Raw genomic sequence first — 16,227 nt, forward strand, 5'->3', positions numbered from 1 at the left:
CGTGTCCGGTGTCGCGGCCCGCCCCCCCCAAGGACTCAGCCCGGCTTCGTCAGCAAATCAAGGAGACGATCCCCCGCCTGCGCCAACGCGCCGTCGTTGGCAATCGCCGTGAGGGGAATGCCTTCGGGGGGTGTCCATTGCACCTGATGCGCGACGCGCTTGTCGAGGGCGTCGCCGGTTTCGCGGCCGCGGCTGGCGAGGCGCTGGGCACGCACGGCCGGATCGACGCGGACTTCCACCAGATGCAGGCGCTCACCGTAACGATGGACCGCTTGCTCGAGAAACGCCCGCGACCCGTTGATGACGACATTTGCCCCGGCCGCCAGCCAGGCATCGATCTCGATGCCGATGCCATACCGGCAGTCATGGCTCGTCCAGTCGAGCGCGAAGCAACCCAGCGAGTGCCGCACCGCGAATTCGGCGTGCGACAACGCGACGTGGTTTTCCCCCTCGGATGGCGCCCGCGTGATGTAGCGATGCGCGAAAAGCACCGGCGTGCCGCCGGGCGACGCTGCACCGATCCGTTCGCGTGCGTATGCCAGCAACGAGTCCTTGCCCGCGCCCGAGGGTCCCATCACGTAAAAGAGGCGTGCGTGATTCATGCGCCCTCCCCGAAGACGAAGCGCTCGTGCAGCAGGAACGGCTCGCCGGGCGACGGTTGCACGAAGAGTGCCAGACTGTCGACGTGCATGACCCCAAGCGCCTGCACGCGCGGTTGCCACCAGCCGGCAATCGCGGCCGCATCGTTCGCGTCCACACGATCGGACAGGGTCACATGAAATCGGAATTCGTCGAACACGTACGGGTATCCCCACTGTGCGAGCAATTCGCGTTGACGCGACGATAACGATTGCGCGTGACGTTTGGCCAATTCGGCGTCCGTCGGCGGCGCACGCAGATCGTCGAACGCCTGCACGCAGTCGGCAGCGAGGACATCGACCGCCTTCGCCCCCGCAGACCCGACGGTGGGACGCAACGCGACAAAGCCCGGCCGCTTGCCGTTGTCGGTATCGACGACACTGGTGCGCACTGCGAGATCGAATGGTGCATGACGCGCGGCCACGGCGGCGGCGATACCGGATAAACGCGCAAGCGCGTCCTGAGACGCGAGCCTCATCGGCGCCTTGAGCGTCGCGTGCAATCCATAACGTCGTGGATCGGCCGTCACGTCATGCAACGGGCGTGACAGGCCCGGCACTTGCGGCGCATTGAGCAGGCGCCCGGTGATCGCGTCACGTCCCAGCCACCGGCTGCCTTCGTTCCACCAGCACGAGCCTGCGGATGGCGCGTAGTAGATCGCGAAGCGTGCCACGGACAAATCGAGCATCGGTTGCGGCGCCTCGCTCATGCCATCTCTCCCTGCACCACAAGTTGCATGCGATCCGCCGGGAAATAGGCGATGCCGTACTTAACGGGCTTGCCCGCTTCGTCAATGTCGGTGCTCTCTACACTCAGCACCGGCTGCTGACGATTGATGCCGAGATGCCGTGCGATCTCGCCGTCCGGAAGCCGCGCCCCGATTCGGCTCTCGCGCCGCGTATAGTCCGTGACGCCGAAGCTCGCAAGCGTTGCACTGATCGATGTGTGCTGCGCGAAGACGTCCGGGAAGTCGGGAAAGCGCGACGCCGGAAACCAGTTCTCGCTGTACGCGAGCGGCAGCTCGATACCCTGCGCGTCGAGACTGCGGCGCGTGAGTTCGACACGATACACCGGCGCCCCCACGCGAATCTCGAGCGCATGCGCCACGGTGGCCTCGGCCTTCACCTTCTGCGCCGAGAGAATCTGTTGCGCCGTCTTGAGATTGTGCTGAGAGAGATTTTCGGTAAAGCGCGTGCGACGCCCGATCACGTAACCGATAGCTCCCGCCTGCACGAAAGTGCCGCGACCGTGCTCGACGTTCACGAGCCCTTGCTCCGAGAGCCCGAGAATGGCGCGGCGCACCGTGTGACGGTTCACGCCAAAGCGCTGTGCGAGTTCGGTCTCGCTCGGCAGACGGTCGTCGGGCAGACCTTCGCCATAGCGGCGCTCACCGATTTCCGTGGCGAGAATCTGCGCAATCTGCCGCCAGACGGCGACGCCGCCGCCACGTTCGAGTTGTGCTGTCATCAAATTGACACCCGGCAAAGTTGTAATGGGTTCGCGTGCGTTACCCCATCCGAAGTTATTGCGATCATACACACGTCTATACGACTAGACAATCATGCCAAACACATCTTCCCACACGGCGTGCGACGAGGGCGAGGGCAACACCACCCCACCTGCCCGCGCGCAATGGCTCGCGCTGCTCGCCCGCGCCACGCGCGACGAGCTTGACGACGCCATCGCCCGCTGTCCGGACGCCCCCGAATTCGTCTGGCTGCGGGCACCGCAGACCGGACTGGTGATGGTGCAAGGCCGCGTCGGCGGCTGCGGCGATCGCTTCAACCTCGGCGAGACAACCGTCACGCGCTGCACGTTGCGTCAGCACGACGGTGTCGTCGGCACCGGTTATGTGCTGGGCCGCGACGCCGAGCGCGCCGCGCGCGTGGCGCGTGTCGATGCGCTCATGCAGATGCCGCATCACCGCAACATACTCGCCGCCGGCCCGCTCGCCACGATTGCCGGACGGCTGGCGGCCGCCGCGGCCCGGAACGACGCCGACACGGCCGCAAGCCGCGTCGAGTTCTTCACCATGGTCCGGGAGGCCTGAATGTTGATGGCATCGATACCTGACTGGTCGCAGTTGCAACCCGGCTTCGCCGATCCCGTTCATGACGCACAGGGGGTATTCCGCGCGGTGCTCGACGCGCTGGCGCGCCCCGGCGTGCTGCGCAGTGTCGGCAGCCGGCTCGCGCTGAGCAAGGAAGCGAGCATCGCCGCGCGCGCCACGCTGCTCGCCCTGGCCGACGCGACGACCTCCGTCTGGCTGCAATTTCCGCTGCCCGAAGTGGCGAGCGCACTGCGCTTTCACACGGGTGCCCCGTTGCTGAGTGGCGAAGCGGATCTGGCGACGGCGCAATTCGCGCTGCTCACCGACCCCGCACGCTGCCCCGCACTCGAGCGCTTCGCGTTCGGTACGGCAGAGTCGCCCGAACACAGCGCCACGCTGATCGTCGATGTGCCGGCGCTCGCCGCCGGTCACACCGGCACGGACGGTCTGCATTTGCGGCTGCGCGGCCCCGGCATTGCCGCGCATGCCGACGTGACGGTCGGCGGGCTCGACACGGGTTTCTGGCAAGCGCGCGCCGCGCTCGCCCCGCGCTTTCCCGCCGGGCTCGATCTGTTGATCGCCTCAGGCGACACGGTGCTCGGCCTGCCGCGCACCACGCATGTGGAGGTTTGCTGATGTACGTCGCAGTCAAAGGTGGCGAGCGCGCCATCGAACAATCGTGGGATCTGCTCGCCCGGGCGCGACGCGGCAATCCCGAGGTGCCCGCGCTTAGCGTTACGCAAATCCGCGAGCAGATGCGTCTGGCCGTCGCACGCGTGATGAGCGAAGGCGCGCTGTATGACGAAACGCTCGCGGCACTGGCGATCAAACAGGCGGCAGGCGATCTCGTCGAAGCGATCTTCCTGCTGCGTGCCTATCGCACGACGCTGCCGCGTCTGGGCACGACAACGCCCATCGACACTGCCGCGATGCGCTTGTCGCGCCGCATCTCCGCCACGTTCAAGGACGTGCCGGGCGGTCAGGTGCTGGGCGCCACGTACGACTACACACAACGGCTGCTCGACTTCGCGCTACTCGCGCAAGACGAGGCACATGAGCATGGCAGCCGTGAGCCATTGCCTGGCGAAGTCGGTGCCGACACCGCGCACGACGCCGCCGGCGTCGAATCGCGCAACGCCGTTGCACAGGGCGATGTCGCCATCCCCGGCGTGCCGCCCATCGGCGTCACGCCGCGTGTGACCGATATTCTGGGGCGCGACGGCCTGCTCGAAGCGCTGCGTGCCGATGGCACCGACCCCGAGCCGCATGACCTCGTGCACGCCCCGCTATTCACGCCCGCATCGCGCACGGCACGGTTGCAGAATCTCGCCCGCGGCGACGAGGGCTTCCTGCTTGCCCTCGGCTACTCCACGCAGCGCGGCTATGGCAACGATCATCCGTTCGCGGGCGAAATCCGCATCGGGCATGTCGCCGTGGAGATCGTGCCGGAAGAGCTCGGCTTTGCCATCGACATTGGCGAGATCGCGGTCACCGAGTGCCAGATGGTCACGCAGTTCGGCGGTAATCAGGACGTGCCGCCGCAGTTCACGCAAGGTTACGGTCTCGCGTTCGGCCACAACGAGCGCAAGGCGCTGGCCATGTCGCTGGTCGACCGCGCACTGCGCACGCAGGAATTGGGCGACGCCGTCACCTCGCCCGCGCAACAGCAGGAATTCGTGCTCTATCACAGCGACAACGTCGAAGCCTCCGGCTTCGTGCAGCACCTGAAGCTGCCGCATTACGTCGACTTTCAGGCCGAGCTGGAACTGGTGCGCCGTCTGCGCGCCGAGCACGCCGCGAAATACGGAACACAGGACGCTGGCGACGACACCGGCGCCACCGTTCAGAACTCTCAGGAGGCCGCATGAGCGACGCCGCGCAAACGTCTTCGCCAACGGCCGGTGCCGCGACGGTGGAGGGCTACAACTTCGCGTTCCTCGACGAACAGACCAAACGCATGATTCGCCGCAGCCTGCTCAAGGCGGTGGCGATTCCGGGCTATCAGGTGCCGTTCGGCAGCCGTGAGATGCCGCTGCCCTATGGATGGGGTACGGGGGGCATTCAGGTGAGCGCTGCCGTGATCGGCGCGGACGACACGCTCAAGGTCATCGACCAGGGCGCGGACGACACGACCAACGCCGTGAACATCCGTCGCTTCTTCGCGCGCACGGCCGGTGTGGCCACAACGACGAAAACGTCGGAGGCCACGGTCATCCAGACCCGTCACCGCATTCCCGAGGCGGCACTGCACGAAGGCCAGATCATGGTCTATCAGGTGCCGATGCCGGAGCCGCTCTTCCGTCTGGAGCCGCGCATCGCCGAGTCGCGCAAGCTGCATGCGCTGGGCGAGTACGGCCTCATGCGCGTGCGTCTGTACGAGGACATTGTGCGGCACGGCGCCATTGCAACGACTTACGACTATCCGGTCATCGTGAACGGGCGCTACCTCACGTCACCGTCCCCGATTCCGAAATTCGACAACCCCAAGCTGCATATGAACCCGGCGCTGCAACTCTTCGGTGCGGGACGCGAGCGGCGTCTGTATGCGATTCCGCCGTACACGCCGGTCGAGAGCCTCGACTTCGACGACCACCCGTTCCAGATCCAGAAGTGGGATGCGCATTGCGCCTTGTGCAGCGCGACGGACAGCTTCCTCGACGAAGTCATCACGGACGACGCGGGCACCCGCATGTATGTGTGTTCGGACAGCGACTACTGCGGCAGCCGCACGGCAACGAAGGAGGCCGCATGAACGCGCTCTCGAATGCGGCCCTGCGCGCCGTACGGCCGATGGACGAACCGCTGCTGCGTGTCGCGGGTCTGGGCAAACACTACGGCGAGCGCATCGGTTGCACGGATGTGACGTTCGATCTCTGGCCCGGTGAAGTGGTTTGCGTCGTGGGCGAATCGGGATCGGGCAAGTCGACGCTGCTCAACGCGCTGGCGCTGCGTCACGAGATCGACGCCGGCACGCTGCACTATCGCGGCACCGACGGCACGTTACACGACCTGAGCACGCTGGACGAGGCACACAAGCGTCGTCTGCTACGTACCGAGTGGGGCTTCGTGGAACAGAATCCGCGCGACGGCTTGCGCATGAATGTCTCGGCCGGCGGCAACATCGGCGATCGCCTGATGGCCGTCGGTGCACGCCACTTCGGCGACATCCGCTCCAAGGCCCGCCATTGGATGGCACAGGTCGAGCTCGATCCGGCCCGCGTCGACGAGATGCCCGGCGCGTTCTCGGGCGGGATGCAGCAACGTCTGCAAATTGCCCGCAATCTGGTGACTGAACCGCGCCTCGTGTTCATGGATGAGCCGACCGCCGGTCTCGACGTATCGGTGCAGGCGCGTTTGCTCGATCTGTTGCGCTCGCTCGTCGAGCGCCTTCATCTTGCCGCCATCATCGTCACGCACGATATCGGCGTGGCGCGACTCATCGCGCATCGCCTGATCGTGATGCAGGCCGGCCGTGTGGTCGAGGCCGGGCTGACCGATCAGGTGCTCGACGATCCCCAACATCCCTACACGCAATTGCTGGTTTCCTCGGTGCTGCCCGTATGAACTCCGGAACGAACTTTCTCACGGCTGCCTCGTCCCCCAACGGGGCAGCGCTCCGGCAGGAGTCCGTCACCCTCGCCACGCGCGAGCACGACGTCATGCTGCGCGCTCAGGGTCTGCACAAAACGTTCCGGCTGCACGCCCAGGGCGGCGCGGCCATTCCCGCGCTCGACGGCGTGGATCTAAGCGTGCGGCGCGGCGAATGTGTGGCGCTCGTCGGTCCATCGGGAGCGGGCAAGAGCACACTGCTGCGCTGTCTCTACGGCAACTATCTCGTAGGCGAAGGCCGCATCGAGATCCGTCACGACGACGGCCACACGCGGCGTTGGGTCGACCTGAGCACCGCCACCGCCCGCGAGGTGCTCTCGGTACGCCGCACCACGCTCGGCTATGTCAGCCAGTTCCTGCGCGTGATCCCGCGCGTGAGCACGCTCGATATCGTGGCGGAGCCATTGCGCCGTCTTGGGCATAGCGACGGCGACGCCGCAGGCCGTGCCCGCGATCTGCTCGCCCGTCTGAATATTCCCGAACGGCTGTGGTCACTCGCCCCCGCGACGTTCTCGGGCGGCGAGCAGCAGCGTATCAATATTGCACGCGGCCTGATTGCCGCCGCGCCAGTGCTGCTACTCGACGAACCGACCGCATCGCTCGACGCCCAGAACCGAGCCGTGGTCGCGCAACTGATTGGCGAGGCACGTGCCGCCGGCAGCGCGATCGTCGGCATTTTCCACGACGAAGCCACCCGCGATGAGGTTGCCTCCCGCACGCTCGCCATGCGCCCCGTGCTTCGTCCCGCTCATTGATCCACCGGAGTTTGTCATGCTCATCAAGAACGCCCGCATCGTCACGCCCGAAACCACCTTCACCGGGGTCGTCGAAGTGCGCGAGGGCCGCATTCATTCCGTGGAAGAAGGCACGACGCAGGTGCCAGAGGCCATCGACTGGGAGGGCGATCATCTATTGCCCGGTCTGGTGGAGTTGCATACCGACAATCTGGAAAAGCACCTCGCGCCGCGCCCCGGCGTACTCTGGAATACGCACGCCGCATTCGCAATTCACGACGCACAAGTCGCCGCCGCCGGCATCACCACGGTCTTCGACTCGCTGGTGATCGGCGAGCGCGACGCGTTCGGCCTGCGCAGCCGCAAAGTGCAGAACGAGTGCGGTCAGGCACTGCTCGACACCGCCGCCGCCGGTCTGTTCCGTGCCGATCACTTCCTGCACCTGCGCTGCGAGGTCGCCACGCACGACGCGGCAGACGCGTTCGCCGAAATGAGCGACCACCCGCTGCTGCGGCTCGTGTCGGTCATGGATCACACGCCCGGTCAGCGCCAGTGGCACGACCCAGTGCAGTATCGCCAGTATCACGAGCGCAACGGCAAGGTGTCGGACGAGACGTGGCAGGCAATGCTGACCGATCTGAAAGCGCTGCAAGAGGCTTTCGCCTTGCCGCATCGCCGCGCCATCGTGGCGATGAGCCGCGAGCGCGGTCTGCCGCTGGCGAGTCACGACGACACGTCGATTGAACACGTGGACGAAGCCGTCCGCGACGGTGTGGCACTCTCGGAATTCCCAACGACGCTCACCGCAGCCCGCGCCGCACGCGAGAAGTCGATTGGCGTAATCATGGGCGCACCTAACATCGTGCGCGGCGGGTCGCATTCAGGTAATGTCGCAGCAGCCGATCTCGCTCGCGAAGACATGCTCGATATCCTCTCGTCAGACTACGTGCCGTCGAGCCTGCTGCAAGCCGCCTTCCAACTCCATAGCGATATCGGCTGGTCGCTCTCGAAAGCAATGCGCACCGTGTCGTGGACGCCCGCACAGTCGGTCGGCCTCACGGACCGTGGCGGCATCGTGCCAGGCTTGCGGGCAGACATGGTGCGCGTCGCCATCCGCCCCAGCATGCCGCCAGTGCCGCGTGCCACGTATCTGGAAGGACTGCGCGTCGCCTGAACCCTCCGCGAGCCGACCCCCCCCCAACCCCAACACCTCCCTCCCGACGGACCGGGGCCCCTTTCCGCCTCTCAGACATAAACCCAACTCGCTGCAGAAAGGGGCCCCGGTCCATCCCCCTCCTCGCCCCTGGTACTTCTATCAACACCCTTCCCCGCTTTATCCCCCCCCCCGCGTAAACGCGAAACGCCGATCTCCAAGGATCGGCGTTCTGCTTGCTGGCGACTGAGCCTCTGTTCAGCGTCAGATCACCTGCTTGCGCACTCGCGCCGAGAAGACGTCAATGCACGTCACCACAACGATCATGATCAACATCACAGCACACGTCTGCGCATACTGGAAACTGCGGATCACTTCATACAGCACCACGCCGATTCCGCCCGCTCCCACCATCCCGACCACCGAGGCCGAACGCACGTTCGACTCGAAACGGTACAGCGTGTACGAAATCCACAAGGGCATGACCTGCGGCAGCACGCCGTACAGGATTTCGTCGATGGCACGCGCCCCCGTTGCACGCACGCCCTCCACCGGACGCGGATCAATCGCTTCGACCGCTTCAGCAAACAACTTCGAGAGCGTGCCCGTCGTATGCACCCACAATGCAAGTACCCCCGCAAATGGGCCGAGACCCACCGCGACGATGAAGAGCATCGCGAAAACCATTTCGTTGATCGCGCGGCACGAATCCATCACGCGACGCACCGGCTGATACACCCACGCCGGCACCATGTTCGACGCCGAAAGCAACCCCATCGGGATCGAACACACAACCGCTAACACCGTGCCCCACACCGCGATATGAATGGTCACCAGCATCTCGTGGACATACACGCGCCAGTCATGGAAATCGGGCGGGAAGAAATCGTGCGCGAACTGACTCATGTTGCCCGAATCGCGTATCAGATCGAGCGGACGCATGTCGGCACCGCCCCACGACCACACCAGGATCAGGAAGAACGCTCCCCAACCGATCAGGGACAGCCACGAACGCTTGGGCGGCTCGCCCGGCAGGCGGCCATTTGCAGTGAGGGATACGCTGGGGTTCATGTCGAGTACCACAAGTCATACCGGCATAACATCGGCCGGAGAAAAATCGGACCGCAAAGGACTCGGCAGGTATTAGGGTCCGGCTCGCGGGTATTCGCCACAGAACAACACGCGCGTGCCGCCCTGTGACGTCGCTTGAATCAATGACTGACTTCTTTTGCGGTGAAACGCTTACTTCGCCTTGTTCAGCGCCTGATCGAGCGCGGCGAGCTTGCTGTCGATTTCTGCCAGTTGCGATTTCTTCTTGGCAGCGTCGATGTTGGCATCCGACTCAAGTTGCACCTTCTGCTTGAACAGTTCAAGCTGACGGATCGGCAGCAGTTGAGCATCGGTCGACGCACGGAAACCACCGTAGTTGTAGATGTTCTTCAACACTTCCTTCTCATGCGCGTCCTTGCCGTAGGTCAGGAAGAAGTCGCGGATCTTCTTCTTCGTTGCATCCGGCAAGTCCTTGCGCCACAGCATCGGGTCCGACGGGATCAGCGGCGACTTCCAGATCACATGAACCTGCTTGGCCTTCTCCGGCTGCGTTGCCTCAAGCTTGCTCAGCTCTTCAGTGTTGTTCGTCGCCACGTCAACCTGGTTGTTGAGCACGGCCATCAGGTTCGCACCATGGTTCGAGCTGCGCGCAGTCTTGAAGTACGTGCGCGGATCGATGTTGTTCTTCGCGAACACGTAGTAACCCGGCACCAGCGTGCCCGACGTCGAGGTCGGATCGCCCAGGCCGAAGTTGATCTTCTTGCCGTTCTTGATCACGTCGTCGAGCGTCTTGTACGGGCTCGACTTGTTCGAGATCAGCAACGAGTAGTAACCTTCCGTGCCGTCGGCGTACACGATCTTCGCGAAAACTTCGCCTTGCGAACGGTCCACGGCTTCCATCGCGCCCTTGTTACCCATCCAGGCGAGTTGCACCTTGTTGAAGCGCATGCCTTCGATCACACCGGCATAGTCGGTGGCGAAGAACGGGGTCACCTTCAGGCCCGTTTGCTTCTCCATGTCATCGATCAGCGGCTGCCAACGTTGGCGCAGAGCCGCGCTCGAGTCGGTCGAGATAATGCCGAAATTGATTTCCTGCGCGTGCGCTGCCGCCACCGAGGCGATCATGGCCGCGCCGGCCAGCAGGGTTTTCCACAGTTTCATGAGAGCAAGCTCCAGGTCAGGTCAGACTTAGGGACATCGAGGTAAGAAATGGCGCTTCGGCATCGGCCGGCTTCGTGCCCGTCACGTTCTCCGGGGCATCGGCGTCTTCGTTGAGCAACTCGCTCGCCTGCACGCCATAAAGACGGCGCAGCAGGTCTGGCGTGAGCGCCGCAGACGGGCCGTCGTAGACCACGCGCCCCTGATGCAGCGCCACGGTGCGCACGCAATAGCGCATCGCTACGTCCACCTGGTGCAGCGAGACGACTACCGTCAGCTTGTGATCGCGGTTCATGCGCGCGAGCATGTCCATCACCTTGCGGGCCGACTCCGGATCGAGCGACGCAATCGGTTCGTCCGCGAGAATGATCTTCGCGCCCTGCACCAGCGTGCGCGCCAGTGCCGCACGCTGTTGCTGACCACCCGAGAGCGTGCTGGCGCGCTGGAAGGCCAGATCGGCAATGCCCACTTCGGCCAGCGCCGCGAGCGCCGCCTGGCGCTCTTCAGCAGTGAAGCGGAACATCAGACTGCGCCACACCGGCACGCGCGCGAGCAGGCCCGTCAGCACGTTGGTAATGACCGGCAGGCGCCCCACCAGATTGAACTGCTGGAAGACGAAGCCGATGTCGCGGCGAATCTGGCGCACTTCGCGCACGATACGGCCGTCGCGCTGAATCGGACGGCCCAGAATTTCAATGCTGCCGGGCTGCTGATCAGCAGCCACGAAGCCCGCAATGTGACGCATCAACGTCGACTTGCCCGAACCCGACGCCCCGATGAGCGCGACCATTTCGCCCGGCATGACTTTGAGCGCCACTTCGTCGAGCGCACGACGCCCGCTTCCGAAAGTCTTGGTCAGTCGCTCGATTCGAATCGCTTCGTCCACGCTTCACCTGTCAGTCGAATCGCCGGTCGGACCCGATGCACCCGTGTCGACGGCACCCTGAAAATGGAGTGCTTCGCTCGCATCGCTCGACTAGCTGTTTTGTGGCAATTTGTGCCAAAAGTGAACGCAGTCTAAAAAGCCTCAGTGACAACACAGTGACAATCGATCAGCTTTTTCAGCGCCTGTGGGAACCCTTATCCGGTCAGTACTTTGGGAGTGTTTTTGGGACTTCGGCGGGTGTCGCCGCACGGACGTCACCGTCGGGGCCAGGCGGCACGAGATAACGTCGCCCTCGGCACATGTACCGATTTTGTCTACACATTTTCGAGAGACTGGCGAGGCGCGCTGGCGATGCAAGAAGCGCCGCAAGGCCGCGCCACCGGCAACTCCGCAAAGGTGTAGAGATGAGACCGCCGGCCGAATACCTGCCCGTCGTGGCGACGTGTGGCGTGCTGTGGCGAACCGTGGTCGCGTTTGCGTGGATCGCGGCATCGCCGAACGGAGATGCCTGACGCTCTGCGGAAGATGGGCTGTCGGGCCGCCCGCTCGCCCCCGCTTGCGTGCTTACATACTTACGTGTTTAAGCGATGAGGAGTTCCGGGCCGCGTGCGCGCAGTTGCGCCAGCATGCTCTTGTGCGGTGCTGCATCGCTGATGAGGTAACGGGCGGCTTCGAAATGGCGAATGCGCACGGGCGTCACACGACCGAATTTGGTGTGGTCCGCCACGACGGCCGATACGTTGGCACACAGCAACATGCGCGCACGCAACTCGGCCGCCGCGCGATTGAAGTCGGTAATGCCACCGTCTTCCGTCACGCCGCCCACGCCAATGAAAGCGAAGTCGGCGTGATATTGGGATATCTGGTTGATGGCGTCCCAGCCTTGTACGGCGTCTTCGTTATCCTGCAATTCTCCGCCGAGCAGCGTCACCCGGTTGTCGTGGTGACGGCCCAACAAACGCGCAATCTGCCAGTCGTTCGTATAGATGCGAAGACGATGCTTGGAGAGCAGCGCCTGCGCCACCGCGCGCGTGGTCGTGCCGTAGTCGATGATGACCGACGCGCCGTCGGGCACGAGTTCCGCCGCCCGTACGCCGATGGCGCGCTTGCCCACGGCGTTGAGGTTCTCGCGCAGCGTCCAGTCGGGCTCGCTGCGGTCGGCGGCCAGCGCGCCGCCGTGCGTCATGAGCAACAGGCCGCGCGCGGCCAGTGTGTTCAGGTCTCGACGCACGGTCTCTCGCGAGACACCCAACTCACGCACCAGATCGCTGATCGCGAGGGCCCCGGTCTTGGCAAGTTGTTCGAGCACGTATTGTTGGCGTTGTTCGGCAAGCATGATCGGACAATGTCGGTTGGACTACGAAATCTCTGGCGGCATCGACAAAACCGATGCCGGTCATGCACAAGCGCGGGTGCCCCCCGCCGGTGTCGTCGTTACCCCTGCAACGCGACACGCAGACCCAAACCGATGAAGATCGCACCGGCCACGCGGTCAAGCCAACGCCCCGCGTCCGGACGGCGCTTGAGCCACGTCCCCAGCACGCCCGCGAACCAGCCGTACGCGCTGAACACGACGATGGTCTGCCCCATGAACACAAGGCCGAGCAGCAGCATCTGCCAGCCCGGATGGGCCGCGTCGGCACGCACGAACTGCGGCAGGAACACAAGGAAGAAAAGGGTGACTTTCGGATTGAGCATGTTCGCGAACACGCTCTGACGAAAGACCGCCGAGAGCGGTTGCGGTGTGGCGTCGTTGGCCAGCGCCATGGCGCCACGCGCGCGCAGCGCCTTGATGCCGATCCAGATGAGATAGGCCGCGCCCGCCAGTTTGATCGCCTCGAACGCCCACGGCGACGAACGCAGCACGGCGGCTAGACCGACGGCCGCGACGGTCGTGTGGAAAAGGCAGCCGAACGTGAAGCCGGCCGCAGCAGCCAGCCCGGCACGGCGCCCCTGCGCAATGCCGCGCGCGATGACCTGCATGTTGTCCGGGCCCGGTGCGAGTGTGATCGCGACCGAGGTCAGCAGGAACAGCCAGAGATTGGGCATCGACGCGGTCCAGGTCAGGGAAAGGGCATGGGGGGATCGAGGCGGGCCGGGCGCGTGCTCAGTGGCCTTCGAACGAACACAGCAGGAACAGTGGCAATCCGGCATCGCGAATCAGACGCGAGCCGCCCAGTTCCGGCAAGTCGACGATGGCCGCGCCTTCGATGACGGTGGCACCCAGACGCTCAAGCAGCTTTTTGCCCGCCAGCATGGTGCCGCCGGTGGCGACGAGATCGTCGATCAGCAGCACGCGATCCCCCGGACCGCAGGCGTCGGCGTGAATCTCGACGGTCGCGCTGCCGTATTCCAGCTCGTACTCTTCCGCAACCGTCTGATACGGCAGCTTCCCCTTCTTCCGAATGGGGATGAAGCCGATGTTCAACTCGTACGCCAGAATCGAACCGAGGATGAAGCCGCGCGCGTCGAGCCCGGCAATGTAATCGGGTCGGTGCTCCATGTAGCGATGCACGAACACATCGATCAACACCCGCAAGGTGCGCGGGTTCTTGAGCAACGGGGTGATATCGCGAAACTGCACGCCGGGCGAGGGCCAGTCCGGCACGGTGCGGATCTGGCTTTTGATATAAGCGGCAGGAGACTCATCGATCTGCACGGGGATCCTTCTTGGGGTACTGATAGGTAACACGCCACATTATGCCAAAAAGGCCCGGCGCCCCGTCGTCATTTGGCGAAGACGCCCCTGAGCAGGTGCCTTGCCCGCCCTGCACACGTCCGGACGTCTCCGAACGTCTTCTGATGCCTGCTATTCGCGCCCCAGCAGACGGTGTTCGGCCGCCGTCAGTTTTTCGGGCAGACCGCGCAGCACCACGATGTCTTCGGCCATCAGACGCGTTTCCGACACCGGCTCGACGCCGCGAATACCGTGCCGGCGGATGGCCGTGACGGTCACGCCGAGCTTGTCGAGCCGAAGTTCGCCGAGTGTGCGCCCGACCGCATCGGCGTTCAGCGACAGTGGCACCGATTGCAGGCGGACCTGCTCGCGCTCGCCGCCTTCGTCCTCGTCGTCAAGGCCGTGGAAATAGCCGCGCAGCAGGCTGTAGCGCTCGTTACGCGCCTGCGCCACCCGGCGCAGCACGCGGCGCATCGGCACGCCCATGAGCACCAGCGCGTGCGACGCCAGCATCAGGCTGCCCTCCACGATCTCGGGCACGACTTCGGTCGCGCCTGCGGCGATCAGGTCGTCGATATGCGTGTCGTCGACCGTGCGCACGACAACCGGCAAGGTCGGCTCCAGCGCCTGAACCTGCGCCAACACTTTTAGCGCGGCCGGAGTACTGTCGTACGTCACCACGATACCGGCGGCGCGGTGAATCCCTGCGGCGATGAGCGCTTCACGCCGGGCCGCATCGCCGAACACGACGGTCTCGCCGGAACTGGCCGCTTCCATCACGCGGTCGGGGTCGAGGTCGAGCGCCACGTACCCGATGCCTTCCTGCTCGAGCATGCGCGCGAGGTTCTGGCCACATCGCCCATACCCGCAGATGATGACGTGCCCCGAAGTCTTGATGCTCTGTGTGGCGATCTTGGTCATCTGCAACGACTGCATCATCCATTCGTTGGCGACGAAACGCAGCGCGATCCGGTCGGCGTTGATGATGAGAAACGGCGCGCACAGCATCGAGAGCAGCATGCCGGCCAGCACAGCCTGCGACAGCGAGGGGTCGAGCAGCTGCCGGTCGATCACCAGATTGAGCAGCACGAAGCCAAACTCGCCGGCCTGCGCCAAGCCAAGACCAGTGCGGATCGCCGTGCCGGGCGAGCTGCCGAATAAACGCGCGAGACCGGCGATCAGCGTGAATTTGACGATCAGCGGGCCGACGAAGAACAACAGCACGAGCAGCGGCTGCTTCATGACGATGGCCGGGTCGAGCAACATGCCGGTCGTAATGAAGAACAGCCCCAGCAGTACGTCGCGGAACGGCTTGATGTCGTCTTCCACCTGATGGCGGAACGGCGTCTCTGCAATCAACATGCCCGCGATGAACGCCCCCAGGGCCATCGACAGGCCAAGATGCTCGGTGATATACGCAAGGCCCAGCGTGAGCAGCAGCAGGTTGAGCATGAACAGCTCTTGCGAGCGCCGCGCCGCCACGATGTGAAACCAGCGGCCGACCAGCTTTTGACCCACCCACAGCAACAACGCCAGCGCGCCGGTAATCTTGAGCGCGGCCAGCGTCAGCGCCAGCACCAGCGCTTTCGAATTACCGCCAAGGGCGGAGATCACGATCAGCAGCGGCACGACGGCCAGATCCTGGAACAACAGCACGCCCATGATGTTGCGGCCGTGCTCGGTCTCCAGTTCCAGACGCTCCGCCAGCATCTTGGTGACGATGGCCGTCGACGACATGGCAAGCGCACCACCGAGTGCTACCGATGCCTGCCACGAGAACGACCAGAACAGATTGACGGCCGCCCCCAGCCCGACCGCCACGATCAACGTTCCCAAGACCTGAGAAACACCAAGCCCCAACACCACGCGGCGCATGCTCTTGAGCTTGGGTAGCGAAAACTCGATGCCGATGGAGAACATCAGGAAGACGACACCGAACTCCGCGAGGTATTGCACGCGCTGCGAATCGGCGGCCAGCCCCAGCGCGTGCGGGCCGATCACGATGCCTACGCTCAGATAGCCAAGCATCGGCGGCAAATGGAGCATGCGGAACAGCACCACCCCAACACAGGCGGCAAACAACAGGACGAGAGTGAGTTCGAGCGGCGATGCCATCAGCTAAGGTGGGTTTCCTGGGTGAATCCGAATACGCACGGCACGGATGATGCAAGTGCCGTGCCAGATTGCGTCCGCGCGGCGGCATCCGAGGGGGACCGGGCCGCGCCGCGAAACGGCGCGAACGCCGCGGGGCCAAGCCTGGCGCGGCTGTCC

17 protein-coding genes are annotated in these 16,227 nt (G+C 64.5%); 7 read left to right on the plus strand and 10 right to left on the minus strand.

The features are described 5' to 3' along the window. Positions 1-35 precede the first annotated feature (35 nt). The 3 genes from phnN to phnF are packed head-to-tail and all read right to left on the minus strand — an operon-like array spanning position 36 to position 2,106. Positions 36-602 (minus strand): phosphonate metabolism protein/1,5-bisphosphokinase (PRPP-forming) PhnN, encoded by a 567-nt coding sequence (gene phnN, locus PCO31110_RS02160; RefSeq protein ID WP_010804832.1) that lies wholly within the window; start codon positions 600-602, stop codon positions 36-38. Beyond that, positions 599-1,348 carry a DUF1045 domain-containing protein gene (locus tag PCO31110_RS02165; protein WP_010804831.1) on the minus strand — a complete coding sequence of 250 codons (750 nt, stop codon included), beginning with the start codon at positions 1,346-1,348 and terminating at the stop codon, positions 599-601. Before PCO31110_RS02165 ends, phnN begins: the two co-directional genes overlap by 4 nt. Next, a complete protein-coding gene (phnF, locus tag PCO31110_RS02170) occupies positions 1,345-2,106 on the minus strand; it encodes a phosphonate metabolism transcriptional regulator PhnF (RefSeq protein ID WP_010804830.1) in 762 nt (253 codons plus the stop codon). Before phnF ends, PCO31110_RS02165 begins: the two co-directional genes overlap by 4 nt. 94 nt (positions 2,107-2,200) lie before the next feature. Here phnF and phnG point away from each other — a divergent pair, with 94 nt between their 5' ends. The 7 genes from phnG to PCO31110_RS02205 all read left to right on the plus strand — a co-directional run bounded on the left by phnG (position 2,201) and on the right by PCO31110_RS02205 (position 8,206). Beyond that, positions 2,201-2,689 carry a phosphonate C-P lyase system protein PhnG gene (phnG, locus tag PCO31110_RS02175; RefSeq protein WP_010804829.1) on the plus strand — a complete coding sequence of 163 codons (489 nt, stop codon included), beginning with the start codon at positions 2,201-2,203 and terminating at the stop codon, positions 2,687-2,689. Between the two features lie 6 nt (positions 2,690-2,695). Continuing rightward, positions 2,696-3,325, plus strand: coding sequence for a phosphonate C-P lyase system protein PhnH (gene phnH / locus PCO31110_RS02180; RefSeq protein ID WP_036663767.1), 630 nt, complete (start codon positions 2,696-2,698; stop codon positions 3,323-3,325). Next, positions 3,325-4,557, plus strand: a complete 1,233-nt coding sequence (locus tag PCO31110_RS02185) for a carbon-phosphorus lyase complex subunit (RefSeq protein WP_150689532.1) — start codon at positions 3,325-3,327, stop codon at positions 4,555-4,557. The genes phnH and PCO31110_RS02185 overlap by 1 nt, the downstream gene beginning before the upstream one ends. Further along, complete coding sequence (locus PCO31110_RS02190) at positions 4,554-5,441, plus strand: alpha-D-ribose 1-methylphosphonate 5-phosphate C-P-lyase PhnJ (RefSeq protein ID WP_150689533.1); 888 nt, start codon at positions 4,554-4,556, stop codon at positions 5,439-5,441. The genes PCO31110_RS02185 and PCO31110_RS02190 overlap by 4 nt, the downstream gene beginning before the upstream one ends. A 38-nt stretch (positions 5,442-5,479) precedes the next feature. Continuing rightward, on the plus strand, positions 5,480-6,253 hold the full coding sequence (gene phnK, locus PCO31110_RS02195) for a phosphonate C-P lyase system protein PhnK (protein ID WP_010804825.1): 774 nt from the start codon (positions 5,480-5,482) through the stop codon (positions 6,251-6,253). Between the two features lie 95 nt (positions 6,254-6,348). Continuing rightward, a complete protein-coding gene (gene phnL / locus PCO31110_RS02200) occupies positions 6,349-7,053 on the plus strand; it encodes a phosphonate C-P lyase system protein PhnL (RefSeq protein ID WP_036663770.1) in 705 nt (234 codons plus the stop codon). A gap of 16 nt (positions 7,054-7,069) precedes the next feature. Further along, the gene (locus PCO31110_RS02205) at positions 7,070-8,206 is read left to right on the plus strand and encodes an alpha-D-ribose 1-methylphosphonate 5-triphosphate diphosphatase (RefSeq protein WP_150689534.1); all 1,137 of its coding nucleotides are present in this window, start codon (positions 7,070-7,072) and stop codon (positions 8,204-8,206) included. 243 nt (positions 8,207-8,449) lie between these two features. On the opposite strand, the gene phnE is transcribed toward PCO31110_RS02205, so the two are convergent. The 7 genes from phnE to PCO31110_RS02240 all read right to left on the minus strand — a co-directional run bounded on the left by phnE (position 8,450) and on the right by PCO31110_RS02240 (position 16,071). After that, positions 8,450-9,256, minus strand: a complete 807-nt coding sequence (gene phnE, locus PCO31110_RS02210) for a phosphonate ABC transporter, permease protein PhnE (RefSeq protein ID WP_010804822.1) — start codon at positions 9,254-9,256, stop codon at positions 8,450-8,452. A gap of 171 nt (positions 9,257-9,427) precedes the next feature. After that, complete coding sequence (gene phnD, locus PCO31110_RS02215; protein ID WP_150689535.1) at positions 9,428-10,396, minus strand: phosphonate ABC transporter substrate-binding protein; 969 nt, start codon at positions 10,394-10,396, stop codon at positions 9,428-9,430. Positions 10,397-10,412: 16 nt separating this feature from the next. Then, positions 10,413-11,279, minus strand: a complete 867-nt coding sequence (phnC, locus tag PCO31110_RS02220; RefSeq protein WP_010804820.1) for a phosphonate ABC transporter ATP-binding protein — start codon at positions 11,277-11,279, stop codon at positions 10,413-10,415. Between the two features lie 580 nt (positions 11,280-11,859). Further along, on the minus strand, positions 11,860-12,615 hold the full coding sequence (locus PCO31110_RS02225) for a DeoR/GlpR family DNA-binding transcription regulator (RefSeq protein ID WP_150689536.1): 756 nt from the start codon (positions 12,613-12,615) through the stop codon (positions 11,860-11,862). Positions 12,616-12,713: 98 nt separating this feature from the next. Further along, on the minus strand, positions 12,714-13,328 hold the full coding sequence (locus PCO31110_RS02230; protein WP_150689537.1) for a LysE family translocator: 615 nt from the start codon (positions 13,326-13,328) through the stop codon (positions 12,714-12,716). 58 nt (positions 13,329-13,386) lie between these two features. After that, positions 13,387-13,938: an adenine phosphoribosyltransferase gene (locus PCO31110_RS02235; RefSeq protein WP_010804817.1), complete on the minus strand. Its 552-nt coding sequence runs from the start codon at positions 13,936-13,938 to the stop codon at positions 13,387-13,389. A 150-nt stretch (positions 13,939-14,088) separates the two neighbouring features. After that, positions 14,089-16,071: a monovalent cation:proton antiporter family protein gene (locus PCO31110_RS02240; protein WP_150689538.1), complete on the minus strand. Its 1,983-nt coding sequence runs from the start codon at positions 16,069-16,071 to the stop codon at positions 14,089-14,091. Between the last annotated feature and the right edge of the window lie 156 nt (positions 16,072-16,227).

The sequence above is a fragment of the Pandoraea communis genome, assembly GCF_902459745.1.
GTDB lineage: Bacteria > Pseudomonadota > Gammaproteobacteria > Burkholderiales > Burkholderiaceae > Pandoraea > Pandoraea communis.

What these genes read in the sequence shown, in the direction of transcription:
- phnD (WP_150689535.1), bottom strand. Translation starts at nt 10,396, where the DNA reads ATGAAACTGTGGAAAACCCTGCTGGCCGGCGCGGCCATGATCGCCTCG.
- PCO31110_RS02205 (WP_150689534.1), top strand. Translation starts at nt 7,070, where the DNA reads ATGCTCATCAAGAACGCCCGCATCGTCACGCCCGAAACCACCTTCACC.
- PCO31110_RS02230 (WP_150689537.1), bottom strand. Translation starts at nt 13,328, where the DNA reads ATGCCCAATCTCTGGCTGTTCCTGCTGACCTCGGTCGCGATCACACTC.
- PCO31110_RS02165 (WP_010804831.1), bottom strand. Translation starts at nt 1,348, where the DNA reads ATGAGCGAGGCGCCGCAACCGATGCTCGATTTGTCCGTGGCACGCTTC.
- phnH (WP_036663767.1), top strand. Translation starts at nt 2,696, where the DNA reads ATGGCATCGATACCTGACTGGTCGCAGTTGCAACCCGGCTTCGCCGAT.
- PCO31110_RS02190 (WP_150689533.1), top strand. Translation starts at nt 4,554, where the DNA reads ATGAGCGACGCCGCGCAAACGTCTTCGCCAACGGCCGGTGCCGCGACG.
- phnG (WP_010804829.1), top strand. Translation starts at nt 2,201, where the DNA reads ATGCCAAACACATCTTCCCACACGGCGTGCGACGAGGGCGAGGGCAAC.
- phnN (WP_010804832.1), bottom strand. Translation starts at nt 602, where the DNA reads ATGAATCACGCACGCCTCTTTTACGTGATGGGACCCTCGGGCGCGGGC.
- phnK (WP_010804825.1), top strand. Translation starts at nt 5,480, where the DNA reads ATGGACGAACCGCTGCTGCGTGTCGCGGGTCTGGGCAAACACTACGGC.
- phnL (WP_036663770.1), top strand. Translation starts at nt 6,349, where the DNA reads ATGCTGCGCGCTCAGGGTCTGCACAAAACGTTCCGGCTGCACGCCCAG.
- phnE (WP_010804822.1), bottom strand. Translation starts at nt 9,256, where the DNA reads ATGAACCCCAGCGTATCCCTCACTGCAAATGGCCGCCTGCCGGGCGAG.
- phnF (WP_010804830.1), bottom strand. Translation starts at nt 2,106, where the DNA reads ATGACAGCACAACTCGAACGTGGCGGCGGCGTCGCCGTCTGGCGGCAG.
- PCO31110_RS02225 (WP_150689536.1), bottom strand. Translation starts at nt 12,615, where the DNA reads ATGCTTGCCGAACAACGCCAACAATACGTGCTCGAACAACTTGCCAAG.
- PCO31110_RS02185 (WP_150689532.1), top strand. Translation starts at nt 3,325, where the DNA reads ATGTACGTCGCAGTCAAAGGTGGCGAGCGCGCCATCGAACAATCGTGG.
- PCO31110_RS02240 (WP_150689538.1), bottom strand. Translation starts at nt 16,071, where the DNA reads ATGGCATCGCCGCTCGAACTCACTCTCGTCCTGTTGTTTGCCGCCTGT.